The following is a 24,302-nucleotide window of genomic DNA, read 5'->3' as shown; positions in this document are numbered from 1 at the left end:
GGTGGATCGCCCGGCCGGGCAGGTGGTGGGCTGAATGGCCGAGCTGGTCTTCTTCACCGGGGTGATGGAGTCCGGCAAGTCGACCCTGGCGCTGCAGATGGACCACACGATGACCACCGGCGGGCGCCGGGGCCGGGTGTTCACCTGCGACGACCGCGCCGGGGAGCGGGTGGTCACCTCGCGGCTCGGGCTGAGCCGGGAAGCGGTCGAGGTGACCGATGATTTCGACTTCTGGCACCGCGTGATCGACGCGCTCACGCACGGGGAGCGGCTGGACTTCCTGATCTGTGACGAGGCCCAGTTCTATCGGCCGGCGCACATCGACCAGCTGGCCCGGATCGTCGACGATCTCGGCATCGACGTGTACGCCTTCGGCCTGCTGACCGACTTCCGCACCGAGATCTTCCCCGGCTCGCGGCGGCTGGTCGAACTGGCCGACCGGCTGGAGACGCTCCAGGTCACCCCGCTGTGCTGGTGCGGGGCGAAGGCCACCACCAACACCCGTACGGTCGACGGCTGGATCGTCACCGAAGGCGACCAGAAGGTGGTCGGTGACGTCGCCGCGGGTGCTGTTGCCCCGGACGGGGGCGTTCCGGAAGGCACCGTCCCGGCCGGGGCGGCGACCGGGGTCGTCGCGTACGAGGTGCTGTGCCGCAAGCACCACCGCACCGGCACCACGCGCAGGGTCGTCGCCCTCGGGTCGTCGGCCGAGCCGTTGCCCCTGTCCTCACCCGGCCAGGACGCCCTGGCCGTCCCGGCCGGGCCGGGCGTCGGGGAAGCCGACCGAGGCGCCGGAGCAGAGGCCGCCGGAGACGAGACCAGCGTACGAGCACTCGACGCAGGACAGACCGGCGGAGCAGAGACCGGCGCAGGACAGGCCGGGGGAGGGGCCGGCCGACCACCGGCGTGACGGCCGGTGCCGCCGCGCGGGTTCAGGAGTCCTGGTCGGACCCGCTGCCGAAGACGATCTCGTCCCAGCTCGGGACGTGGGCCCGCCGGCGCGATGTCCGCCGGCGCGGGGCAGGGGTCTCCCCCTCCACCAGCGGCGGCTGGTCGGTCCCGGGCCGGGGTCGACGCTGGGCGGCGGCCCGGGAGGCCGCACGGTTGGACGGTCGTCGCGGGCCCTCGGCCCGGTCGTCCTCCGTATGCTCGTCCTGCCCCGCCACCTCCTGCGGCTGGTCGGTGTGCCGGGCCGTCCCGGCGGGGTGGCCGAGGCCGTAGCGGGAATCCTCCTGCGGCCCGTCACCGGCACCGGTGAGGTCGGAGTCGTCGTCCGGCAGGTCGGGCACGAGCCGCGGGCCGGCGTAGGCCTCACGCTCCCCGCCGAACCCCCGCAGCATGCTGAGCGTGTCCTCGTAGCCGGACAGGGTGTCCTCGTAGGTGCTCATCATCTCGTAGAGGGTGTCGATCTCGCTCGGGCCCTCGTCGTCGTCCCAGTCGTCGTACTCGTCCTCGGGCGCCGTCCCGGGCTCGTCCTCGGGCGCCATCCGGGCGCGGCGCTCCTCCTCGGTCAGCTCGAGGGTCGGTTCGGTGTCCAGATCGAGCGGCGGCAGCGGCGACTCGCCCAGCATCCACCGGGCGTCCTCGTTGGCGGCCACCGAGTAGCGCCCGTCGACGTCGAAGTTGAACACTGCGCGGCGCTGCTCGTGCTCCGCGGACAGCACGGCCAGCACCTGCCAGCGGCGGCGCTCCACCCGGGCGGCGGACCACTCCACATCACGCGGATCGAGGCCCCGCGCCCGGAGCTGCTCGGTGACCACGGCCTCCAGCCCGCGGTGGGCGGGGGAGTCACCGGCGCGGCGGACGTTGGCAGCGCGGGCGAGATCGGCGATGTGGTCGCGCTCCGCGAGGATCGGGACGGCATACCCCTGCAGCTCGGCGGGCTCGACCCCGGCCTCTGCAGCGACCTCCTCGACACTCGATCCGGACCGCAGGCGGTCCTGGATCTCACGCAGTGTCAAAGAGCTGTCCATGCGGGCCAAGATACCCCGGTGGACGGACACCCCCCAGCGCAACCCTCAACCTAGACTCTCGGGGTGACCTCACCGCTGTCCGGCTATGACGCCGTTCTGCTCCTCTCGTTCGGGGGGCCGGAGCGTCAGGAGGACGTCGTCCCCTTCCTGCGCACCGTGACGCGTGGCCGCGACATCCCCGACGAGCGGCTGGAGGTCGTCGGCGGGCACTACCGCCTGTTCGGGGGACGCAGCCCGATCAACGATCAGAACCGTGCCCTGCTGGCGGCGCTGCGGACCGAGCTCGACGCCCGCGGACTGGACGTCCCGGTGGTGTGGGGCAACCGCAACTGGGCGCCCTACCTCGCCGACGTCCTGGCCGACCTCGCCGCCGACGGCGCGCGGCGCGTGCTGGCGGTGGCGACCAGCGCCTACCCGTCCTACTCCGGGTGCCGCCAGTACCTGGAGGACATCGCCCGACACTGCCCGCCCGGGCTCCGGGTGGACAAGGTGATGCCGTTCGCCCTGGACGACGGGTTCGTCACCGCCAACCTCGACGCCGTCCGTACGGCCCGGGCCGACCTGGTCGCGGCCGGCCATCCCGACCCGTACGTCCTCTTCGTCACCCACTCCGTGCCGGTGTCGATGGCACGGACGTCCGGCCCGGCCGGCTCACCGGAGCGGGAGGGCCACCCCGGTGGGGCGTACGTGTCCGTCCTGGAGCGTGTCGCCGAGCGGATCCTGACCGGTCTGGGGACCGGCGGGGGTGCCCGCCCCGACCACGGCATCGCCTACTGCTCGCGCTCGGGCCCCGCCGCGGTGCCGTGGCTGGAACCCGACGTCAACGACGCCCTCCGTACCCTTGCCGACCGGGGCGTCGGGGCTGTCGTCGTGGCGCCGATCGGCTTCGTCAGCGACCACATGGAGGTCGTCTACGACCTGGACGTGGAGGCGGCGGCCACCGCCCGCGAGCTGGGCCTGGCGATGCGGCGGGCCGCCACCGCGGGCACCCACCCGGCGTTCGTCGCCGGGCTGGTCGACCGGCTCTCGGCGACCGCCGCCGACCCGGTGGCCTGTCCGACGGGCTGCTGTCCGCCGCCGGTTCGTCCGGGACAGCCGGGACGGTCCGCCGAGCGCTGACCGTGTGCCCGGGTCCCGACCGGCGTCGGGGCGTACGGGAAGGCCCACGCGAAAGGCCTGTCGGAAGGGCCCACGGGACGGGTCGGCGGCCGACCGGCGGAGAATCCCGTTGGCCGAGGACCTTGACAGACATGGTATGAATGCCCCTGTATTGGTCCACCGAGGTGGCCCCGCAGCGACTGCAGGGGCCGTGATGGGGAAGGCACGAATGGCCACTGATTACGACGCTCCTCGCAAGAACGAGGAGGATGTGAGCGAGGACTCGCTCGAAGCCCTCAAGAACCGTCGCAACGACCAGCAGTCCGGCAGCGTCGACGAGGACGAGGTGACGGCCGCCGAGTCGTTCGAACTCCCCGGCGCTGACCTCTCCCACGAGGAACTGACCGTCAAGGTGCTGCCCAAGCAGCAGGACGAGTTCACCTGCGCCGGCTGCTTCCTGGTGCGCAAGCGCAGCCAGATCGCCAAGATCGAGGGCGACCTCATCTACTGCACCGACTGCATCCGGGGCTGATGGCGGTCGGGTCCCGCCGGCCGGGACGGCGGGCGGGACCCACGAGCGCAGGATCCGTGCACGAGGGATCCGCGAGCGACGACAAGGGCTCAGGTGATCACCCGGGTGTGATCGCCTGAGCCCTTCGGCGTTCCCTCCATCCGTGCCGGTGCAGTGCGCGTCGGCGACAGTGCGCGTCGTGCGTCAGATCTTCATCGCGATCCGGTGCGGCGTGGGCTTCTTGCCACCGCGGGACAGGAGATAACGGGTGCCGATCCGCTGCGCCACCACCTGGGCGACCGCCAGCCCGGCGGCGCTGGCCAGGGCCCACAGGATGGCGGAGGTGGCGTCCGCCTCCGGGTCGGTCGGCTCCGGCGGTTCCTCCCCGGTGACGTAGGTCCAGCCGGCGGTCAGCACCTTGTGGGCGACCATCGTGGCCGCCGCACCGGCGACGGCGGTGTAGACCTTGTACACGAGTGCATCGGCGATGGCCATCGGAGTCCCTTCTCACAGCCGGGCGATGGGTCCATCCTAGGGTGGCGATGCCGTCCGGGGGCAAGGAGATGGTTAGGTGGGTCCGTGGCATATCGCGAACGACTGATGCTGTCGTGGTGGTGGATCGTCGTGATCGCCGGTCTGATCCTCTCGGTGGCGATCGTCTACTTCGTCTACCAGCCGCCGGGGATCGCCGCCTCGGTCACCCTCGCCCTGGTCGCCGTCGCAGCCGGTGCCGCAGCCGCCGGCAGCACCCGGGTGGCCGTCGAACCGGCCGGGCTGCGGGTCGGGCGCAACCTGCTCGAGTGGCGCTACGTCGCCGACGCCCGGGCCCTGGCCGAGGACGAGACGCGGGACCGGATGGGGGCCGGCGCCGATGTCCAGGCGTTCCTGGCCACCCGTCCCTACATCCGCCGGGTGGTCGAGGTGACCCTCGCCGATCCCGCCGATCCCCATCCGTACTGGTTGATCAGCTCGCGCCACCCCGAGGAGCTGGCCGACGCGATCCGCCGGGCGGCCCACCGATGAGCGCCGCCGAGGGCCGCCCCGATCCCGGGACCGAGCGGGATGGGTGCACCGTCCCGGGTGAGCGCACCGTCCCGATCAGCATCGTGCGCCTCGACCCGGGTCTGCCGTTGCCCTCGTACGCCCGGGCGCTCGACGCGGGCGCCGACCTGCACGCCACCGAGGACGTCGATCTCGCACCGGGCGAGCGACAGCTGGTCGGGACCGGGATCGCGCTGGCGATCCCGCCCGGGACGGCCGCCTTCGTCCACCCGCGATCGGGGCTGGCGGCCCGCGAGGGGCTCAGCATCGTCAACAGTCCGGGTACGGTGGATGCCGGATATCGTGGTGAGGTCAAGGTGTGCCTGATCAACACTGACCAGCACCGGACGATCAGGATCCGGCGCGGTGATCGCATCGCCCAGCTGGTGATCCAGCCGGTGGTGCGGGCCGCCTTCCTCGAGGTCGCCGACCTGCCGGCCTCGGAACGTGGCACCGATGGACACGGTTCGACCGGCACCCGGTCGTCCGCACGACAGGAGAACGCATGATCTTCGGACGCAAGCGCACGGCGCGCAAGGACGGCGCCGACCCGCAGGAGGAGCGCCCCGACACCGAGCAGGCGACCGGGACCGGCACCGACGAGAAGGCCGCCGGGACGGGGGAGCCCACCGATTGGCGTGGGGCCGCCCAGGACGACCCGTGGGCCGCGGTGGATGCCCGAGACTGGCGCGAGGACGGTCCGTTCGACATCGACGAGGTCGACCTCGAGAGCGACCCGGTCGGCCGGATGGATCTCGGGGCCCTGGTGATCACCCCGATCGACGGCATGGAGGTGCGTTTCCAGGTCGAGCAGACCTCTGCCCGGGCGACCGCCGTGCTGCTGCTCCACGACGAGTCCGCGATGGAGCTGAGTGTCTACGCCGCCCCCCGCAGCGGCGGACTGTGGGCCGACGTCCGCGAGGAGGTGGCCGAGGCCGCCCGCCAGCAGGGCGGCACCGCTGAGCTGGCCGAGGGACCGTTCGGGGTCGAGGTCCGCCGGATGATGCCGGTGGTCACCCCCGAGGGCCAGCAGGGGCTGCAGCCGACCCGGATGCTGATGATCGAGGGACCGCGCTGGGCGCTGCGGGCCGTCGTCTACGGCCGGGCCGCGATCGACTACGCGGACGAGGCGGTCACCGCCGAGTTGCGCGAGGTGCTGCGTGACACGGTCGTACGCCGCGGCGACCTGCCGATGCCGCCCGGCAGCATCCTCGCGCTCACCCTGCCGCCGGAACTCGACGAGCAGGTCCGGGCTGCGACCCAGGCGGAGGTGGCGGCCCAGGCCGGGGCCGAGGCACAGCGGCGGGTCCTGCCGGACCCGACCGGCCAGTCGACCGCCATCCAGGGCTGACCATGACGGACAATGCCGCCGGCGTCGCCGGTCCCGCATCCGCCGACCCCACCATCGTGGTGGGGAGTGTCGTCGGCCCGGTCGAGGTCGGTCCGGTCGCCCATGGTGGCCACTGCGTCGCCCGCCTCGACGGGCGGGTGATCTTCGTCCGGCACGCGCTGCCCGGTGAGACCGTTCGGGTGGCCATCACCGACACCACCCACGACCGGTTCTGGCGCGGCGATGCCGTCGAGGTCCTGCAGGCGGTCCCCGGACGGATCACTCCGCGCTGCCCGGTCGCCGGGCCGGGGATGTGCGGGGGCTGCGACTTCCAGCACGCCGATCCGGCCACCCAGCGCGGCCTCAAGGCGGCCGTCGTCCGCGAACAGCTCTCCCACCTCGCCGGGCTGGACGTCGAGGTCGAGGTCGAGGAACTGCCCGGCGGCTCCTTCGGCTGGCGGACCCGGATGGCGTACATCGCCCGGGGGGGCGCCGCGGCGATGCGGGTACACCGGAGCAAGGACCTGATCGACGTCCCGGCCGGCGGCTGCCCACTCGCGGTCGCCGCCCAACCCGACCCGCACGCCCTGGCCGGCGCCCTCGGCGATCCGGACGAGCACGCGCTGCGCGTCGTCACCGCGGCGCGCGGGGCCACGACGGTGCTGGTCGACGGCGTGGTCACCGAGGGCACGCGTGACCTCGTCGAACGGGCCGCCGGGCGCGACTGGCGGGTCGACGCCGACGGCTTCTGGCAGGTCCACCCGTACGCCGCCGACACCCTGGTGGACGCGGTGCTGCAGGCGGTGTCACCCCAGGAGGGGGAGCGGGGCTTCGATCTCTACTGCGGGGTCGGTCTGTTCGCCGGCGCGCTGGGGGACGCCGGCGTGCGGATGTGGGGTGTCGAGGTCGACAGGCGGGCGATCGAACTGGCCCAGGCGAACGTGCCGGGCGCCCGGTTCACCGCCGGCCGGGTCGACCGAGTGCTGCGCCGGATGCCCCGCGCCACCGACCTGGTGGTGCTGGACCCGCCACGGACCGGTGCCGGCAAGGACGTCATCGACGCCGTGGCCGACCGCAACCCGAGGGCGATCGCCTACGTCGCCTGCGACCCGGCCGCACTCGGCCGTGATCTGGGCCGGCTCCGCCGCCAGGGCTACGAACTGGCGTCGCTGCGGGCCTTCGACCTGTTCCCGAACACCCACCACGTGGAGTGCGTGGCGACCTGCGTGCCGGCCTGAGCCGGCCCGCCCGCGACGGGAACGCCGGGTGGGGCAGCCGAGAGGCCCGGTGGTGCCGATGCCTGGTCGTACGGGGAGGAACCGGTGGCGGGCGCCTGGCGTGCGGACGCGGTCGGTGGACGTCAGTGGTTCGCCCAGGCCTCCCCGCCCGTGGTCAGGTCGGTGACCAGTTGGTTGAAGTGACCGCTGGCCAGTTGGGCGAGCGTGGTCGAGTCCAGGACCGCGCGCAGTGAGGCCCGGACGGCGACCCACAGGGTCGGCAGGTGCTGGGTGGCGCCGCGGTACTCGGTGTCCTGGGGACGCAGCCCCCGGACCTCCCAGAGGGGGCCGTCGACGGTGCGCATGATGTCGCCGATGGTGATCTCATCGGCCCCGCGGGCGAGGAAATAGCCGCCCCTGGACCCGCGCAGGCTGGTGATCAGGCCGCCGCGGCGCAGATCGGCGAAGATCGCCTCCATGAACTTACGGGGCAGGTCCTCCTGCTGGGTGACGGAGTCCAGGGTCACCGGTTCCGACGGATCGGCGGTGGCCAGGTGCACCATGGCGCGGACAGCGTATTCGGTGCGCGCGGAGAGGTTCACGCCGTCATCCTACGGGTAGGGCCGTGCCGATACGGGAGCCGCGACGGGCGCCTTGAGGTGATGATGGGCAGCCGAGGTACATGGTCCCTGAGGTGATGTTGGGTGGCGGGCTGCGCGTGCCGCGGTGACGTGGTTGGATCGTCAGAGCACGGGAAGCCGTGATATCTTGACGTCAAGAGAAAACTGTCGAGGGAGCTGTATTCATGAGCGTCAACAGCCTGGGTGCCAAGGCCGGCCTGGAGGTCAACGGCACGAACTACGAGATCTTCCGCCTGGATGCGGTCGAGGGCTCCGAGCACCTCCCGTACTCCCTCAAGGTCCTGCTGGAGAACCTGCTCCGTACCGAGGACGGTGCGAACATCACCGCCGGCGACATCAAGGCGCTCGCGTCCTGGGATCCGGCGGCCGAGCCGAGCAAGGAGATCCAGTTCACTCCGGCCCGCGTGATCATGCAGGACTTCACCGGCGTGCCCTGTGTCGTCGACCTGGCCACGATGCGCGAGGCGATCACCGACCTCGGTGGCGACCCGGCCAAGGTCAACCCGCTCTCCCCGGCCGAGATGGTGATCGACCACTCCGTCATCGTGGAGCACTTCGGCACCCCTGAGGCCTTCGCCCAGAACGTCGACGTCGAGTACCAGCGCAACCAGGAGCGCTACCAGTTCCTCCGCTGGGGCCAGACCGCCTTCGACGACTTCAAGGTCGTCCCCCCGGGCACCGGCATCGTGCACCAGGTCAACATCGAGAACCTCGCCCGCGTGGTCTTCCCGCGTGAGGTCAACGGTGTCCTGCAGGCCTACCCCGACACCTGTGTCGGCACCGACTCCCACACCACCATGGTCAACGGCCTCGGCGTCGTCGGCTGGGGCGTGGGTGGCATCGAGGCCGAGGCTGCCATGCTCGGCCAGCCGGTCTCCATGCTCATCCCGCGCGTCGTCGGCTTCAAGCTGACCGGCTCGCTCAACGAGGGTGTCACCGCCACCGATCTCGTCCTCACCATCACTGACATGCTGCGCAAGCACGGGGTGGTCGGTAAGTTCGTCGAGTTCTACGGTGAGGGCGTCGCCTCCATCCCGCTGGCCAACCGCGCCACCATCGGCAACATGTCGCCGGAGTACGGCTCCACCATCGCGGTGTTCCCGATCGACGACAAGACCATCGACTACCTGCGCCTCACCGGCCGTACCGAGGACCAGATCGCTCTGGTCGAGCAGTACGCCAAGGCCCAGGGCCTGTGGCTGGACACCACCAAGGAGGCCAAGTACTCCGAGTACATCGAGCTGGACCTGTCGACGGTCGTCCCGTCGATCTCCGGCCCGAAGCGCCCCCAGGACCGCATCCTGCTGGCCGAGGCCAAGGACAAGTTCGAGGCCACCGTCCCGTCCTACACCGATGACTGGAAGGCCACCGTCCCGGTGACCCTGGCCGACGGCACCTCGTTCGACCTGCCGAACGGTGCGGTGACCGTCGCGGCGATCACCTCCTGCACCAACACCTCCAACCCGTCGGTGATGCTCGGTGCGGCGCTGATCGCCAAGAGGGCCGTCGAGAAGGGCCTCTCGCCCAAGCCGTGGGTCAAGACCTCGGTCGCCCCGGGTTCCCAGGTCGTCACCGACTACTACGAGAAGGCCGGCCTGCAGCAGTACCTCGATGCCCTGCGGTTCAACACCGTCGGCTACGGCTGCACCACCTGCATCGGCAACACCGGTCCGCTGATCCCGGAGATCTCCCAGGCGGTCAACGAGAACGACATGGCCGTCACCGCCGTGCTGTCGGGCAACCGCAACTTCGAGGGCCGGATCAGCCCCGACGTGAAGATGAACTACCTGGCCTCCCCGATGCTGGTCATCATCTACGCCCTCGCCGGCACGATGGACATCGACCTGGCCACCGAGCCGCTCGGCAAGGACCAGGCCGGCAACGACGTCTTCATGCGCGACCTGTGGCCGACCCAGGCCGAGATCGACGATGTCGTGGCCTCCTCCATCTCCCCGGAGATGTTCACCAAGGACTACGCCGACGTCTTCAAGGGCGACGAGCGCTGGCGCTCGCTGCCGACCCCGGAGGGCAAGGTCTTTACCTGGGACCAGGACTCGACCTACGTCCGCAAGGCCCCGTACTTCGACGGCATGCCGGCGAAGCCCGAGCCGGTCAGCGACATCAAGGGCGCCCGCGTCCTGCTGAAGCTGGGCGACTCGGTCACCACTGACCACATCTCGCCGGCCGGCAACATCAAGGCCGACTCCCCGGCCGGCAAGTACCTCGCCGGGCACGGTGTGGCGCGCAAGGACTTCAACTCGTACGGTTCCCGTCGTGGCAACCACGAGGTGATGATCCGCGGCACCTTCGCCAACATCCGCCTGCGCAACCAGATCGCTCCGGGCACCGAGGGCGGCTTCACCCGCGACTTCACCCAGGCCGAGGGCCCGGTGACCACCGTGTTCGACGCCTCCGAGGCGTACCGTGCGGCCGGCACCCCGCTGGTCGTCCTGGGCGGCAAGGAGTACGGCTCCGGCTCGTCGCGTGACTGGGCCGCCAAGGGCACCATGCTGCTGGGCGTCAAGGCCGTCATCGTCGAGTCGTTCGAGCGCATCCACCGCTCGAACCTCATCGGCATGGGCGTCCTCCCGCTGCAGTTCCCGGCCGGCGAGTCGCACGAGTCCCTCGGCCTGACCGGCGAGGAGACCTTCGACATCTCCGGTGTGGAGGAGCTCAACACCGGGTGCACTCCGAAGACGATGCACGTCACCGCGACCCGTCCCGACGGCTCGGTGGTCGAGTTCGAGGCCGTCGTCCGGATCGACACCCCCGGAGAGGCCGACTACTACCGCAACGGCGGCATCCTGCAGTACGTGCTGCGGCACATGAAGGCGACCGCCTGATCAGCTGCTCGTCGACGACCGGGGCCGGTCGGGGGGGGGACCACCCGACCGGCCCCGTGCCAAGGCGGCACCGGTGCGCGAGCTGACCGGTCCGGTGGGTGGGCGCCGTGGGGGCACCGGCGTCGTGAGCGGTCCTCCGGGAAGGTTGCCGTACGCCGCTTCCGGGGACACCGGACCGGTCCGGCGGTTAGCGTGGTGGCGTGACCCCACGCATGCCGAGCCACGACGCCGGTCTGGCACCGATGTTCCGCGAGTTCCTCGCCGCGCTGGGCGCCGGTGACCCGCGGCTGGTGGAGCGCTTCTTCGTGCCCGGCGAGCAGACCCTGCTCGGCCGTGGCGGCGGTATGGTGGTCGGCTTCGCCCAGGTGGTCGAGGCCGTACGGGCCGACCCGCTGCCGGCGATCGAGGGGCTGGTCCAGACCCACATGCGCGAGATCGGGCCGGAGGGCACCCTGATCACCGTGACCCATCGCGCTCCCGGCGGTGGACGGGGGGTGATGACCCTGCTGTGGGAGCGTACGCCGGACGGCTGGCGGATCGCCTCGGCCCACGTCGACACCCCGGTCCCGGCGGTGGACGCCCGGATCTGGCGGGAGGCCGGCACCCCACTGGTCGGTCCGACCGGGCCAGGGGCCCTCGACGGGCTGGGTATCGCTCTCGCCGACGTCATCCGGGTCGCCGGCCACCGGACCGCTCTCGGCAGCGCCGCCGTGCTGGCCGCGGATGTCCCGGCACCCGCCTCGGCGGCCGTCGTGGAGGCCATCCTGCAGGCCGGGGCACGGATCGTCGGACTGGCCCGGGTCGATGAACTCACCCTGGGGACCACCGGTGCCGGTCCCGCGGGGATGCCGGTGAACGTCCGGGCGGTCGACCGCATCCCGGGCGGGTCCATGTCCGGGCCGACGGCCGCCGTCGCGCAGGGCCAGGCCGACATCGCGGTCGGCACCGACAGCGGGGGCTCCCTGCTCGCGCCCGCCTGTTACCAGGGACTCTTCGCACTGCGGACCACCCACGGCCTGGTGCCGACCGACGGAGTCACCACCGTCGCACCCTCCCTCGACACGATCGCCTGGGCCACTCGTGATCTCGGGACCCTGGCCACGGTCGCCGAGACCCTGTTGCCCGCGGCCGGGCGACGGGAGCCCGACGAGGTGCTGCTCTGCCCCGAGCTGCTGGAACTGGCCGATCCGGACGTCGTCCGGGCCGTCGAGGCCGTCACCGGGCGCTGGGACAGTGAGCTGGCGCCGATGCGACTGGTCGCACTGTCCCGCAGCACCCTGGCCGGGTGGGGCGACACGCTGCGGGATGTCCGTGACCTGGAGGCGGCCGTCCGGTTCGGCGACTGGGCCCTGGCCGGTCCCCAGCCCCTGGAGCCGGAGACTGCGGCGGTGCTGCGGGCCGGACGGGCCGTCCTGGCCGACGGGGCGGAACGGGTCCGGCGGGCCCAGGCCGCGGCCCGGGCCGCCATCGCCGAAGCCGTCGGCAACGGGGTGCTGATCGTGCCGACGACCGCCACCGTCGCTCCGACCCGTGACCTCGGTGGGGCGGCCGGGCGGCGCGGCCGGCAGCGCAGCGCCCAGTTGGCGGCGATCGCCCCGCTGGGCGGGCTCCCCACCCTGACCGTCCCGCTGCTGACCCGGCGCCGGCTGCCGGTCGGGCTGAGCCTGATCGGCCCGGTGGGCAGCGACCATGCCCTGGTGGCGCTCACCCGTCGACTGCTGGCCGGTGAGTGGACACCGGTCACCTAGACTCGCCGGGGTGCTCGCCCCGCTGAGATCGCCCGTCGTCAGGCTGGGACTGTCGGTCTCGCTGGCGACCGGGCTGTACGGGGTCTCCTTCGGCGCACTCGCCGTCGCCGCCGGCCTGACCATCTGGCAGACCTGCGCGCTCTCCCTGCTGATGTTCACCGGTGGGTCCCAGTTCGCCTTCATCGGCACCATCGCCGGTGGTGGGGGCGGGATGACCGCGACACTCGCCGCGACCCTTCTGGGGGTGCGCAACGCCGTGTACGGAGTCTCGATGAACGCCCGGCTGCGACCGAGCGGCTGGCACCGCTTCGTCGCCGCCCAGCTGACCATCGACGAGTCGACAGCAGTCGGCGCCAGTCAGGTCGAGCCGGTCGAGGTACGGCGCGGATTCTGGACCACCGGCCTCGGCGTCTTCGTGCTGTGGAACCTGTTCACCCTGGTCGGCGCCCTGGTCGGCGCCGCGCTGGGCGACCCGCGGGCCTGGGGGCTCGACGGGGCCGCCGTCGCCGCCTTCGCGGGATTGCTCTGGCCGCGCCTGCGCCGCCGCGAGGCGGGCTCCGTCGCCGTGGTCTGCGGTCTCGTCACCGCCCTGGCCACGCCGTTCGTCCCGGCCGGCATCCCGATCCTGGCGGCCGCCGTGGTGGCCGTGGGGTGGTCGCTGTGGGGTCCGGGCCGCTCCCGTCCGGCGCACCGCCCGGGCCGCGCCCGTCCGGGGCGGGGGAGGCCACGATGAGCCTCTGGGGATGGATCGTGCTGGCCTGCCTGGCCGCGTACGGACTCAAGGTCTCGGGCTACCTGGTGCCCGACCGGGTGCTCGAGCACCCGGCGATGACCCGGCTGACGACGGTGCTCACCATCGGTCTGCTGTCGGCGCTGGTGGTGACGAACACGTTCGCCAGCGGTCCGGCGCTGGTCCTGGACGCCCGGGTGGTGGCACTCGTGGTGGCCGTGGTGGCGCTGGCGCTGCGGGCCCCGTTCCTGCTGGTGGTGGTGCTGGGCGCGGTGGCCGCCGCCCTGACCCGGCTGCTCGGCTGGGGCTGACCGGGCCAGGCGGAACCTCCGGGTGGAACCGCCTCGGGGCGAGCTGCCGCACGACCGGGCCGTTCAGCCCGGTTCAGCCGCTCGTCCGGTGCAGTTCGGCCTGGTCGGTCAGCTCGCCCGTGTCGCTCAGCCCAGCCGTGCCGGTCAGCCCAGCCGCGTGAAGGCCTTGATGCCCCACGTACGCAGCGCCGCGAACAGGGCCACGGCCCCGGTCGTCACGGTCACCAGCATCGCCAGCAGCGCCCCGGTCGAGCCGATCACCGGTGCCGCCGCGAGCCCGACCATGCTCAGCAGCACGCTGCCGGCGAAGCCGACCAGCAGGGCGACCAGCACGCTCACGCTCTGCTTGACGACGATCGCGTCGCCGGGGGCGTCGAGCACCGGCCACAGCAGGTTGGTGACCAGCCCCAGCTCCGCCACGAGCACGGTGACGAGGGCGGCGATGAGCAGCAGCAGCGCCCCGTCGACCGGTCCCGCTCCGGTGAGGACGGCCAGCACCAGGGCGAGTGGAACGAGGGCCGGCAACACCACCAGCAGGTTGAGCGCCGCCTTCGCCGCCAGCACCACGGACGGGTCGACGGGTGCGGCGCGCAGGATCCACAGCCGGTCGCCCTCCAGGGAGATGCTCGGGGCCGTCGTACAGGTCAGAGCCGGCAGCAGGGCGAGCACGACGGCCGCCAGGACGGGAAGCGGGACGTCCAGCGCGGCGGACATCGCGCGCACCGGCTCCGGCAGACCACCGGCGATGATGAGCCATCCGGCGCCGACCAGCAGCATGATCACGCCGAAACCGCTGTTCACCACGTAGACGGTGCTGGTGAAGAACCTGTGGGCCTCCCGGCGGAGCAGGGCGTGGAACGGCGTCCGGACGCCCAGGGCGGTGAGGTCGACCCGGGAGGTCGTGGGTGCGGTGTCGGGCCGGCCGACGACGAGCGGGACGTAGACGAGCGACAGCAGCCAGGCGACCAGGCAGAACGGCACCAGGCCGATCAGCAGGAGGACCGCCGCGGCGCCCACCGACCCGTCGAGAGTGAGATCGCGCAGGGCCATGAAGGGCCAGGCCCAGGACTGCAGGACGGCTCGCAGGGCGGCGGGGTCGCTGCCCAGCAGGTCCTGGATGTGGCGTACGCCCGGGACGAGGGCGAGCGACAGCGCCGCCGTGACCACCAGGATCGTGACGTTGGCCAGGGACCGTCCGCGACGCCACGGAGTGGCCACGGTGAACAGCAGCGCCAGGGCCATCGACAGCGCGGTGACGGCCAGTGCCACCAGGATCGCCCCGACGACCAGCGCCGGCCAGAACCAGCCGGGGACGGCGACGTACTGTGCGCACACCACCCCGCTGGGCACCATGGCGACGACGATGAGCAGGATGTTCTGCAGCGCGACCGCGGCGAGTTTCGCCAGGACGATGGTGCGGGGGCGCAGCGGCAGGCTGAGCAGCAGGGTGTCGTCACGGCCGCCCAGCGCCGACCGGCTCACGCCGAAGGTGCCGGCCGAGAGCGCTCCGAACGCCGCCAGTGCGGAGATGATCACCAGGACCAGATCGGCCGCGCCGACCCGGTCGAGCGCCACTGCGAGGCCGGCCGAGTAGACGGAGCTGAGGCCCGCGGTCATGGCGGTGATGATCGTGACCAGCACGGCCACCGACCAGCGGCGTCGGGTACGGGTCCGGCGGCCCATGCCCACCAGGAGTGCCCACAGCTGGATCCGGGTGAGGGCGAGCCCGGGGATCATCGGGCCTCTCCCTGCAACTCCAGGAACACATCCTCCAGGGACGCGGTCCGGGTCACCTGGGCGGTCGGGCCGCTGACGATCAGCCGGCCGTGCCGGATGATCGCGATGTCGTCGCACAGGGTCTGGGCCACCTCGAGGATGTGGGTCGAGAAGAGCACCGCCCCGCCGCTGCGGCACAGCCCGCGCAGGTGCTGCTTGAGGGTGTGCGAGGCCACCGGGTCGAGCCCGACGAAGGGCTCGTCGAGGAGCAGCAGGCGCGGCTGACGCAGGAAGGCGCTGATCAGGGCGAGTTTCTGCTTCATGCCGTGGCTGTAGCCGCCGATCATTCCGCCCAGCTCCTCGGTGAGACCGTACGCCTCGGCGTACTCGGCGATCCGGGCGCGTCGCTCGGCGCGGGGGATCCGGTAGAGGTCCGCGATGAACCCGAGGAAGTCCAGGCCGGTCATGAAGTCGTACAGGTCGGGGTTGTCGGGGAGGAAGGGGTGACCCGCTTGGCGCCCAGCGGATCGGCGCGGACGTCGTGGCCGTCGATCGTGATGCTGCCGGTGGCGAAGGGCAGGATGCCTGCCGCGGCCCGCAGCGTGGTCGACTTTCCGGCACCGTTGTGCCCGATGAATCCGGTGATCCGCCCGTCGGGGACGTCGAGGGTCAGGTCGTCCACCGCGAGGGTGCTGCCGAAGCGATGGGTGAGGTGCGCGATCTCCAGCATCGGAGCCTTCCTCGGGTGATCGGGTGATGAACCAGGTGGTCAGGTGATGAACGCATGGTCCGGTGATGGTCCGGTGATCGGATGTCCGAAGAGTATAGGATAACCAGTTAGCTTGCAATACATAATACCTGGTGAAAGGCAATACCTGGTCACCCGGTGCCGGTCGGTGCCGGAGACCGACCCCCGACGGACCGCTGCTGATCTCGACATCGGGATGCTTCCGATCCCGTGACCGGGATGCTTCGAAAGTCGAGGATCCACGGGGTCGCGCCCTAGACTGATCAGCATGCCATTGTTGGAGAGGATCCAGGGTCCCGAGGACCTGCGTGACCTGACCCGCACCGAAATGGACGAGCTGGCCGCGGAGATCCGTGACTTCCTCATCACCCACGTGAGCCGTACGGGCGGCCACCTGGGACCCAACCTCGGTGTGGTCGAGTTGACTCTGGCGGTGCACCGCATCTTCACCTCGCCGCAGGACCCGATCGTCTTCGACACGGGCCATCAGAGCTACGTGCACAAGATCCTCACCGGGCGCCAGGCGAGGTTCGACCAATTGCGCCAGCGCGACGGCCTGTCCGGCTATCCCAGCCGGGAGGAATCCGAGCATGACTGGGTGGAGAACTCGCATGCCTCCGCCGCGCTGTCCTGGGCCGAGGGCATGGCGAAAGCGCTCAAACTCAGGGGGGAGACGGGGCGTACGGTCGTCGCCTTCGTCGGTGACGGGGCACTGACCGGCGGGATGGCCTGGGAGGCCCTCAACAACATCGCCGTCCAGGACGACCTGCGGCTGGTCATCGTGGTGAACGACAACGGTCGTTCCTACACCCCGACGGTGGGCGGGCTGGCGCAGCACCTGGCGGTGATGCGCACCGATCGGCGCTACGAGGATCTCCTCGACATGATCAAGCGCAACGTGAGCCGTACGCCCCTGGTGGGCCGGCCCGCCTACGACCTGCTGCACGGTCTCAAGATCGGGCTGAAGGACGTGCTGGCGCCGCAGGGTCTCTTCGCCGACCTCGGCCTGAAGTACGTCGGGCCGATCGACGGTCACGACGAGCCGGCGGTGGAGCGGGCACTGGCCCAGGCGAAGGACTTCGGCGGGCCGGTGATCGTGCACTGCCTGACCCAGAAGGGGCACGGCTTCCGGGCGGCGGAGCAGAACGAGGAGGACCGCTTCCACGCGATCGGCCAGATCGACGCGCACACCGGTGAGCCGTTGTCCAGCATCGTCACGGCCACCTGGACCGACATCTTCGCCGAGGAACTCGTCCGGATCGGCGCGCGTCGCGACGACGTCGTGGCCATCACCGCGGCCATGCTGCACCCGACCGGCCTCAACCGGTTCGCCGCGACCTACCCGGACCGGACCTTCGACGTGGGCATCGCCGAGCAGCACGCGGTGACCTCCGCCGCGGGCATGGCGGCAATGGGCCTGCACCCGGTCGTGGCGGTCTACTCCACGTTCCTCAACCGGGCCTTCGACCAGGTGCTGATGGACGTCGGCCTGCACCGCGCCGGGGTCACCTTCGTCCTCGACCGGGCCGGCATCACCGGCTCCGACGGCCCCAGCCACAACGGCATGTGGGACCTGTCGGTCTTCCAGGTCGTGCCCGGGATGCACATGGCCGCTCCGCGCGACGCCACGCGCCTGCGTGAGGCGCTGAACCTGGCGGTGGACATCGACGATGCCCCCTCCCTGGTCCGCTTCTCCAAGGACAAGCTGCCCGACGACATCGAGGCGATCAGCCACCACGGTGGCGTCGACGTGCTCTACTCGTCCGCGGGCCGCCCGCGGGTGCTCGTGGTGGCGTACGGCCAGATGGTCGGCACCGGTCTCGACGTCGGTCGACGGCTCACCCAGCAGGGCATCCCGGCGACGGTCGTCGACCCGGTCTGGGCGCTCCCGGTCGGGGACGACCTGCTGGACCTCGCCGGCGACCATGACCTCGTCGTCACGATCGAGGACAACTGCGTCGTCGGGGGAGTGGGGGCCCGGCTCGAGCAGGTGATGGCCGACCGCGAGATCACCACGCCGACGCAGACCTTCGGCATCCCCGACCAGTACCTCGAGCAGGGGTCACGCGGCCAGCTCCTGACCGACCTCGGCCTCACCGGCCAGGACATCGCCCGTTCGGTGGTCGAGCACATGCTGCGGCTGGACCGGGTCCCGGCAGCCCCTGCGGTCGACGTCCGCCCGGAGACCGACTAGCGGCGCGCCGCGAGCGGATCATCCCCACGGCCGGCTCGGATCCGGGGCGGTCCGACGAGGGGGTGGTCCGACGAGTCTCCGGGGGTTCCGATGGCCCTCAGGGACTGACCCCGACGATCCCGGGGACTGCCCCGGACGATCTCAGGCGACGGCCAGTGCCGAGGCCAGCGCCTCCCGGGTGAGCTCCCGTTGCCACAACCGGGCCCCCGCGGCCGCGAGTTGCTCGTCGACCGCGACCGGCGTCAGCGAGCGGGGCGGCTGCCAGCACAGCCGGTGCCAGGTGTCGGGGGTGAGCAGGTTCTCCGGTGGCACGGTGTGCTGCTCGGCAATCCGGCTGAGGGCCTCGCGGGCCGCGGTGAAGCGAGCGTACGCCTCCGGATTGTGCCCCTGCCAGGTGCGCGGCGCGCCGTTGCCCCGCCGTGGCGGGCGGACGGAGGGATACTCCTGCGGGTCCATCGCCTCGACCCGTCGCACCGCGTCGGACCAGATGTTGAGGTAGCGCTTCGCGACGCCCTTACGGAAGCCGGAGAGCTCGCTGAGACTGCCGGCGGTCAGATCCGACCGGGTGGCGGCGCTGACGATCACCCGGTCGTTGAGGATCCGGCCGGGGGCCTTGTCCCGACGGGCGGCGATCCGCTCCCTCGCCTCCCACAGCTCGCGCACGAGCGCCAGCTGGCGGCGTCCGTGGACGTCGTGGATGCCCGAGACCCGACGCCAGAGTTCCTCGCGGGGTGGCCGGGACGTCCCGGCGTCCTCGACGAGGTGGGTGAACTCCTGTCGTGCCCACTCGTCCTTGCCCGCGGCGACGAGTTCGGCGGACATCGCGTCGCGGAGCTCGTCCAGCAGCTCGACGTCGAGCGCGGCGTAGACCAGCCAGTCCTCCGGCAGCGGCCGGGTCGACCAGTCGTCCGCGGAGTGCTCCTTCAGCAGGTGCACCCCGCAGAACTGTTCGGCCATCGCCCCCAATGACACCCTGGGGTAGCCGAGCAGTCGGCCGGCCAGCTCGGTGTCGAACAGCCGGGTGGGGGTCAGCCCGACCTCGACCAGGCAGGGCAGGTCCTGGGTGGCGGCGTGGATGATCCACTCGGCATCGCCCACGGCGTCGCGCAGGCCGGAGAGGTCCGCCAGCTCGTCGTCGGGGGCCAGCGCGACCGGGTCGAGGAGGAACGTCCCGGCTCCCCGGCGGCGCAGCTGGATCAGCCAGGCCTTCGGGGAGTAGCGGAACCCGTGGGCGCGTTCGGTGTCGATGCCGAGCGGGCCCTCCCCGCCGGCGAGGGCCTCGACCATCGCCTCGTACCCGGCGTCGGTGTCGGTGACCGCCGGCACCCCGTCGCGGGGGGTGAGCAGAGTGGGCAGCTCGGTGTCCGTCCCGGTGACCAGCCCGTCCACGGCTCAGCGCTCCTGGCTGCGCTGGCGCAGCGGGGTCATCATCACGACGCCGTCGGGCAGCGGCGGGATGCCGCAGGTGGCGCAGAGCAACTCGGCGAACGCATCCAGGTGCGCCTCGATCCCACCGCCGTCCAGGTCGAGCCGGGGGGTCCAGGAGGCCCGGATCTCCATCTCGGCCTGCGACGGCTGCTCCTGGAGGCCGCCGAAGGACCGGCTCCAGGTGCACGCCACGTTGCCACTGGGGGCGACGTACGCGGCCTGGTGGGACCCCAGTGCCTCGAGCAACCACGACCACCCGACGTCGGCCAGCATGGTGTCGGTCACCATCTCGGGGTCCATCGCGCCCTTGGCGTACGCGACGACCCGGAACGTGCCCTGCCAGGCGTCGATCCCGTCGGGGTCGTGCAGGATCACCAAGCGGCCACTGCCGAGCTCCTGGTCCCGGATGGTGAGGTCGGCCGAGACGGCGACCGCATAGGGGGCGACCCGCTGCGGCGAGGGGATCTCCTCGATCACCAGGCCCGGGCGCCACAGGTGTGCCCTCAGGTCGGCGACCACCCGCTGGAACGGGGTCGGCATTGCCGTGGGGTCGGGATGAGCTGCCACCCCTGTAGGGTATGCTGCCCGGTCCCTCCCGTCTGCGTACGACTCGCCGGGCCCCGTGCCCGTGGCGCCCGCCGGGACCGCGTGCACCGGTCGGGATGCCAGTGATGCGGAGTCGGTGACGCGGAGTCGGTGGCACCGACTCGACGGCCGGGACGTCCGCGATGCGGAGCCCCCGGCACTGGTGTCCGCGGTACGGATGACCGCAGCACGGAACGACGTCGCGGACGTCGGCCGGCCACCTGGTCCGGCGTGCGAGGATGGCCGGGTGACAGACACCCCCAGCCTGTTGGCCGCCGCCGCCCGAGAACAGGGGAACACCCTCCCCGTCTGGTTCATGCGTCAGGCGGGTCGTTCCTTGCCGGAGTACCGGGCGATCCGCGAGGGGATCCCGATGCTGGAGTCCTGCCGGCGGCCGGACCTGGTCACCGAGATCACCCTGCAGCCGGTCCGGCGTCACGACGTGGACGCGGCCATCTTCTTCTCCGACATCATGGTGCCGCTGGCGGCCGCCGGGGTGGACCTGGAGATCCGGGCCGGCGTCGGCCCGGTGATCGCCGACCCGATCCGTACGGCCGAACAGATCCACGCCCTGCCGGACCTGGACCCGGAGGCGATCCCCGACATCGCGGAGTCGGTCCGGGCGATCCGGGCGGCCCTGCCGCCGCACAAGGTGCTGATCGGCTTCGCCGGCGCGCCGTACACCCTCGCCTCCTACCTGGTGGAGGGCGGGCCCAGCAAGGACTACGCCCGGACGAAGGCCCTGATGGCCGCCGAGCCGATGCTGTGGGACGAGCTGTGTGCGAAGCTGGCGAGGATCTCCGCGACCTTCCTGCGGGTCCAGATCGATGCCGGCGCGCAGGCGGTCCAGTTGTTCGACTCGTGGGCCGGCAGCCTCGCCCCGCTCGACTACGCCACCCGGGTCCAACCGCACTCGGCGCACGTCCTGTCCCGCGTCTCCGACGTGCCGCGGATCCATTTCGGTGTCGGCACCGGTGAGCTGCTGCGCCTGATGGGCGCGGCCGGCGCGGATGTCGTCGGCGTCGACTGGCGGGTGCCGCTCGATGAGGCGACCCGGCGGATCGGCCCCGGCCGGGCCGTCCAGGGCAACCTCGACCCCGCGCTGCTCAGGGCACCGTGGGAGGTCGTCGCGGACCGTGCCCGCGACGTCATCCGGGCCGGGGCGGCAGCGCCCGGCCACATCTTCAACCTCGGCCACGGCGTGCCGGCCGACACCGACCCCGACGTGCTGACCCGGCTGGTGGCCCTGGTGCACGAGGAGGGCCCTGCCCTCCGCGCCGCGGCACCGGCCCGCTGAACGGCACCGGCCCACTGACCCCGTCCATCGCAGAAAGGCACCGCCGTGAAGAAGGCGCGCGAGATCAATGACACCATCCGCTACACCATGTGGTCCGTGTTCCGGCGGACGGATCCCACCGTCGGGACGGCGGCGGCCCGCGAGGCGCTCGCCGCGCTGGCCGGGTACGAGGGTGACGACACCGACCTGGTGATCCGTGGCTGGTACGACGTGTCCGGTTTCCGGGCCGACGCGGACGTGATGGTGTGGTGGCACGCCCCCGAGGTGGAGACCGTGCAGGCCGCCTACAACACGCTGCGCGCCTCCGCGCTCGGTCGTACGCTCGAGCCGGTCTGGTCGCAGGTCGCGCTGCACCGCCCGGCCGAGTTCAACAAGGGCCACATCCCCGCCTTCATGGCCGAGGAGGAGCCCCACCCCTACCTGGTCGTCTATCCGTTCGTCCGGTCCTACGAGTGGTACCTGCTGCCCGACGACGAGCGGCGCAAGCTGCTGGCCGAGCACGGCATGATGGCCCGGGACTACCCGGACGTCCGGGCCAACACCGTCGCCTCGTTCGCCCTGGGCGACTACGAGTGGATGCTGGCCTTCGAGGCCGACGAGCTGCATCGCATCGTCGACCTGATGCGTCACCTGCGCGGTGCTGAGGCCCGCCGGCACACCCGGCTGGAGGTCCCGTTCTACACCGGGTGCCGCTACGAGCTGCCGGAGCTCGTCGCCCGCTGGAACCCGGCGCACTGACCTACCGGCACGACCTGATCTGCCGACACGACGAACGGCCCGTCCCTGACAAGGGGCGGGTCGTTCGTCGCGGTCGAGGCTCCTGGAGCCGGGGCTGTCGTCCGTCGTCCGGGCGGGCGTGCGTGCCCGTACGCGTTGCCGTTGTGGGCATCGGTGCGTCCGGGCGCCGTACGCACCGAGGGTGGATGACCGGCGCCCGCCGGGGGCGTCAGCCGCGGGTGTCGCCCGGGTCGAGGGTGAGGCTGATCGAGTTGATGCAGTAACGCAGGTCGGTGGGGGTGTCGAACCCCTCGCCCTCGAACACATGGCCGAGGTGCGAGCCACAGTTCGCGCAGCGCACCTCGGTGCGGCGCATGCCGAGGCTGTCGTCGACCAACTCGACGATCCGGTCGCCGGCCAGTGGTGACCAGAAGGCGGGCCAGCCGCAGTGCGCGTCGAACTTCTCGATGCTCCGGAAGAGCTCCGCGCCGCAGGCACGGCAGCGATAGACGCCGGGGGTGGTGGTCGTCTCGTACTCGCCGCTGAAGGGCCGCTCGGTGCCGGCCTCGCGCAGCACGTGGTACTCGGCGGGGGTGAGCCGAGTGCGCCACTCCTGCTCCGACAGCTTCAGGGCCGGCTCCTGGGGGTGCTGATGGGGGGTGGGCTTCATGCGGGTCAGTGTAGGCCGGGCCCCCGCGCCACCGGGGGCCTGCGGTCAGGCGCCGATGGCGCGCAGCTCGGGGGCCTCGTCCGGCTCCTCGTCGCCCTCGGCGGCCGGTACGAGGCTGCCGAAGTCGATCAGGTCCATCGCGCCCACCACGTACCGGTGCATGGCCAGTTCGGCCACCGCCGGTCCGGCGGTCATCGGTCGGCTGACCGCGATCGCGCCGGCGGCCAGGGCGGACTCGGCCTGGTGCGCCCACAGGTCGGAGGTGCTGAGGAACCATGAGCCCACGGCCACGTGCCGGCGCCCTTGGCTCCAGAGCGTCTGGATCGCCTCCTCGACCGAGGGGCCGGTCTCGTCCACGTACGCCGTGACACAGGCCAGCTTGTGGTGCATGCCCCACTGTCGGGTCCGACGCGCCAGCAGGGCGCGGCTGCGGACGTCCTCGGTCCCGGCGGTGGACAGCACCAGGCCGTCCAGCTCGGTGACGTGGTGGTCGCTGAGAGCCTGGCGCAGGGCGCGGTCCAGCATGGTCAGCAGCACCGGCTCGGGTCCGATCGGTCGGGCCAGCTGGACCCGCAGGTCGGGATGGGCCGCGGCGACCCGGGAGATCGCGTCACGGGCGGTGGCACTGGCACGGTAGGCGCAACCGACCTCGAGCGGGACGAAGACGATTTCCTCGGTGCCCAGCCGGGCCAGCTTCCCGGCCACCTGGACCGGGGAGGGGCCGGCTCCGCCGAGATAGGCGGCCCGTACGACGAGTTCGGGGCACCTGGCCATGAGCTCGTTCCGCATCGCATGGGTGATCTCCGCGATCTGGGGATCGCTGTGGCCATGGGCGAGCAGGACGAGGGCCGGGGCCGTCATTGCCGGTTCCTTTCCCCCCGGGCCGCCGGATGAGCCGGACCTGTGGCCGGGGAGTATTGATCAGGAGGGCCGTCCTGGGACGGCGTCTCAAAAGGTGGATAAGAGAACTTTCGCCCGTGTGAAATGGGTAACGCAAGTTCTTGTCTCACCTGTTGGGACCGTCTCTCAAAATGTGGTCCTGTGTGGGACTTGAGGAGGGGACCTCGGGAAGTGTGCCGGCGGGGCCGGGAGGGACTGCTGCCGTTCGGTTCCGGTCGGTCCGGTCCCGTGGGCTGCCCGGTCGCGGTGATGTCGTCCGGACCCGTGGTCCCTCCGGTCCGAGGGTGTCGTCCGGTCCGGACGACACCGTCCGGATCTGGTGATGCTGTCAGGTCCGGCGGTGAATGCAGAAGCCGTTCCGACGGGATCTCCCGTCGGAACGGCTTCATCAGTGGGCGGTACTGGATTCGAACCAGCGACCCCTTCGGTGTGAACGAAGTGCGCTACCACTGCGCCAACCGCCCGTGCGGTAGCCAACAATAGCCATGACGGTGTGGAATCGCCAAACCGGCGTGGCGGCGGGCTTTTCGCGGGGTGGATCCGGTCCGCGTGTGGTTGAGGTGGACCGTCCTGTCGAGGGTGATCCGCCCTGTTGTGGTGGACC

At 71.6% G+C, this 24,302-nt stretch carries 23 protein-coding genes, 1 tRNA gene and 1 pseudogene; 14 read left to right on the top strand and 11 right to left on the bottom strand.

What is annotated here, in order from left to right; genetic code table 11:
* Window positions 1–34: 34 nt before the first annotated feature.
* Window positions 35–721, top strand: a pseudogene (locus tag VB059_RS13640) (thymidine kinase); the annotation flags it as partial.
* A 211-nt stretch (window positions 722–932) separates the two neighbouring features.
* On the opposite strand, the gene sepH reads toward VB059_RS13640, so the two are convergent.
* Complete coding sequence (sepH, locus tag VB059_RS13635; RefSeq protein WP_323422522.1) at window positions 933–1,973, bottom strand: septation protein SepH; 1,041 nt, start codon at window positions 1,971–1,973, stop codon at window positions 933–935.
* A gap of 63 nt (window positions 1,974–2,036) precedes the next feature.
* Here sepH and VB059_RS13630 point away from each other — a divergent pair, with 63 nt between their 5' ends.
* The gene (locus VB059_RS13630) at window positions 2,037–3,092 is read left to right on the top strand and encodes a ferrochelatase (RefSeq protein ID WP_323422521.1); all 1,056 of its coding nucleotides are present in this window, start codon (window positions 2,037–2,039) and stop codon (window positions 3,090–3,092) included.
* A 208-nt stretch (window positions 3,093–3,300) separates the two neighbouring features.
* Window positions 3,301–3,603: a DUF4193 domain-containing protein gene (locus VB059_RS13625; protein WP_323422520.1), complete on the top strand. Its 303-nt coding sequence runs from the start codon at window positions 3,301–3,303 to the stop codon at window positions 3,601–3,603.
* A gap of 183 nt (window positions 3,604–3,786) precedes the next feature.
* On the opposite strand, the gene VB059_RS13620 is transcribed toward VB059_RS13625, so the two are convergent.
* Window positions 3,787–4,077, bottom strand: a complete 291-nt coding sequence (locus VB059_RS13620) for a DUF4235 domain-containing protein (RefSeq protein WP_323422519.1) — start codon at window positions 4,075–4,077, stop codon at window positions 3,787–3,789.
* An 84-nt stretch (window positions 4,078–4,161) separates the two neighbouring features.
* Between VB059_RS13620 and VB059_RS13615 the strand changes: the two genes are divergently transcribed.
* Genes VB059_RS13615 through VB059_RS13600 form a run of 4 tightly spaced genes read left to right on the top strand, consistent with a single transcriptional unit; the run spans window position 4,162 to window position 7,191 of the window.
* Window positions 4,162–4,605: a DUF3093 domain-containing protein gene (locus tag VB059_RS13615; protein ID WP_323422518.1), complete on the top strand. Its 444-nt coding sequence runs from the start codon at window positions 4,162–4,164 to the stop codon at window positions 4,603–4,605.
* A complete protein-coding gene (dut, locus tag VB059_RS13610; RefSeq protein ID WP_323422517.1) occupies window positions 4,602–5,132 on the top strand; it encodes a dUTP diphosphatase in 531 nt (176 codons plus the stop codon). Before VB059_RS13615 ends, dut begins: the two co-directional genes overlap by 4 nt.
* Entirely contained in the window at window positions 5,129–5,974 is an 846-nt protein-coding gene (locus tag VB059_RS13605; RefSeq protein ID WP_323422516.1) for a DUF3710 domain-containing protein, read from the top strand. Before dut ends, VB059_RS13605 begins: the two co-directional genes overlap by 4 nt.
* Window positions 5,975–5,976: 2 nt before the next feature.
* Window positions 5,977–7,191 (top strand): class I SAM-dependent RNA methyltransferase, encoded by a 1,215-nt coding sequence (locus VB059_RS13600; RefSeq protein WP_323422515.1) that lies wholly within the window; start codon window positions 5,977–5,979, stop codon window positions 7,189–7,191.
* Between the two features lie 122 nt (window positions 7,192–7,313).
* Here the strand turns inward: VB059_RS13600 and VB059_RS13595 are convergent, their stop codons facing one another.
* The gene (locus VB059_RS13595; RefSeq protein WP_323422514.1) at window positions 7,314–7,772 is read right to left on the bottom strand and encodes an Rrf2 family transcriptional regulator; all 459 of its coding nucleotides are present in this window, start codon (window positions 7,770–7,772) and stop codon (window positions 7,314–7,316) included.
* 203 nt (window positions 7,773–7,975) lie between these two features.
* On the opposite strand from VB059_RS13595, the gene acnA reads away from it, so the two are divergent.
* From acnA to VB059_RS13575, 4 genes are all read left to right on the top strand, one after another.
* On the top strand, window positions 7,976–10,654 hold the full coding sequence (gene acnA / locus VB059_RS13590) for an aconitate hydratase AcnA (protein ID WP_323422513.1): 2,679 nt from the start codon (window positions 7,976–7,978) through the stop codon (window positions 10,652–10,654).
* A 200-nt stretch (window positions 10,655–10,854) separates the two neighbouring features.
* Window positions 10,855–12,402 (top strand): amidase family protein, encoded by a 1,548-nt coding sequence (locus VB059_RS13585; RefSeq protein ID WP_323422512.1) that lies wholly within the window; start codon window positions 10,855–10,857, stop codon window positions 12,400–12,402.
* 10 nt (window positions 12,403–12,412) lie between these two features.
* Window positions 12,413–13,135, top strand: coding sequence for an AzlC family ABC transporter permease (locus VB059_RS13580; RefSeq protein ID WP_323422511.1), 723 nt, complete (start codon window positions 12,413–12,415; stop codon window positions 13,133–13,135).
* Window positions 13,132–13,443, top strand: coding sequence for an AzlD domain-containing protein (locus VB059_RS13575; RefSeq protein WP_323422510.1), 312 nt, complete (start codon window positions 13,132–13,134; stop codon window positions 13,441–13,443). Before VB059_RS13580 ends, VB059_RS13575 begins: the two co-directional genes overlap by 4 nt.
* 144 nt (window positions 13,444–13,587) lie before the next feature.
* Here VB059_RS13575 and VB059_RS13570 read toward each other — a convergent pair whose 3' ends face one another.
* Genes VB059_RS13570 through VB059_RS13560 form a run of 3 tightly spaced genes read right to left on the bottom strand, consistent with a single transcriptional unit; the run spans window position 13,588 to window position 15,889 of the window.
* Window positions 13,588–15,180 carry a hypothetical protein gene (locus VB059_RS13570; protein ID WP_323422509.1) on the bottom strand — a complete coding sequence of 531 codons (1,593 nt, stop codon included), beginning with the start codon at window positions 15,178–15,180 and terminating at the stop codon, window positions 13,588–13,590.
* On the bottom strand, window positions 15,177–15,626 hold the full coding sequence (locus VB059_RS13565; protein WP_323422508.1) for an ABC transporter ATP-binding protein: 450 nt from the start codon (window positions 15,624–15,626) through the stop codon (window positions 15,177–15,179). Before VB059_RS13565 ends, VB059_RS13570 begins: the two co-directional genes overlap by 4 nt.
* Window positions 15,623–15,889: an ATP-binding cassette domain-containing protein gene (locus tag VB059_RS13560; RefSeq protein WP_323422507.1), complete on the bottom strand. Its 267-nt coding sequence runs from the start codon at window positions 15,887–15,889 to the stop codon at window positions 15,623–15,625. Before VB059_RS13560 ends, VB059_RS13565 begins: the two co-directional genes overlap by 4 nt.
* A 286-nt stretch (window positions 15,890–16,175) precedes the next feature.
* Here VB059_RS13560 and dxs point away from each other — a divergent pair, with 286 nt between their 5' ends.
* The gene (gene dxs, locus VB059_RS13555; RefSeq protein ID WP_323422506.1) at window positions 16,176–18,101 is read left to right on the top strand and encodes a 1-deoxy-D-xylulose-5-phosphate synthase; all 1,926 of its coding nucleotides are present in this window, start codon (window positions 16,176–16,178) and stop codon (window positions 18,099–18,101) included.
* Between the two features lie 141 nt (window positions 18,102–18,242).
* Here dxs and VB059_RS13550 read toward each other — a convergent pair whose 3' ends face one another.
* Complete coding sequence (locus VB059_RS13550; protein WP_323422505.1) at window positions 18,243–19,490, bottom strand: HRDC domain-containing protein; 1,248 nt, start codon at window positions 19,488–19,490, stop codon at window positions 18,243–18,245.
* A 3-nt stretch (window positions 19,491–19,493) separates the two neighbouring features.
* Entirely contained in the window at window positions 19,494–20,096 is a 603-nt protein-coding gene (locus VB059_RS13545; RefSeq protein WP_323422504.1) for a DUF3000 domain-containing protein, read from the bottom strand.
* Window positions 20,097–20,361: 265 nt separating this feature from the next.
* Between VB059_RS13545 and hemE the strand changes: the two genes are divergently transcribed.
* Together hemE and hemQ are read left to right on the top strand one after the other, a co-directional pair.
* Window positions 20,362–21,411, top strand: coding sequence for a uroporphyrinogen decarboxylase (gene hemE, locus VB059_RS13540; RefSeq protein WP_323422503.1), 1,050 nt, complete (start codon window positions 20,362–20,364; stop codon window positions 21,409–21,411).
* 45 nt (window positions 21,412–21,456) lie between these two features.
* Entirely contained in the window at window positions 21,457–22,149 is a 693-nt protein-coding gene (gene hemQ / locus VB059_RS13535; RefSeq protein ID WP_323422502.1) for a hydrogen peroxide-dependent heme synthase, read from the top strand.
* A gap of 208 nt (window positions 22,150–22,357) precedes the next feature.
* Here hemQ and msrB read toward each other — a convergent pair whose 3' ends face one another.
* From msrB to VB059_RS13520, 3 genes are all read right to left on the bottom strand, one after another.
* Window positions 22,358–22,798, bottom strand: a complete 441-nt coding sequence (msrB, locus tag VB059_RS13530; RefSeq protein WP_323422501.1) for a peptide-methionine (R)-S-oxide reductase MsrB — start codon at window positions 22,796–22,798, stop codon at window positions 22,358–22,360.
* Between the two features lie 45 nt (window positions 22,799–22,843).
* Window positions 22,844–23,659 carry a sirohydrochlorin chelatase gene (locus VB059_RS13525; RefSeq protein ID WP_323422500.1) on the bottom strand — a complete coding sequence of 272 codons (816 nt, stop codon included), beginning with the start codon at window positions 23,657–23,659 and terminating at the stop codon, window positions 22,844–22,846.
* Between the two features lie 431 nt (window positions 23,660–24,090).
* Window positions 24,091–24,162, bottom strand: a tRNA-Val gene (locus tag VB059_RS13520).
* Window positions 24,163–24,302: the final 140 nt, after the last annotated feature.

Source organism: Raineyella sp., assembly GCF_034933565.1.
Classification (GTDB): Bacteria; Actinomycetota; Actinomycetes; order Propionibacteriales; family Propionibacteriaceae; genus Raineyella.
The sequence above is the reverse complement of the archived record's forward strand: the minus strand, read 5'-3'. Positions and strand labels throughout refer to the sequence as shown.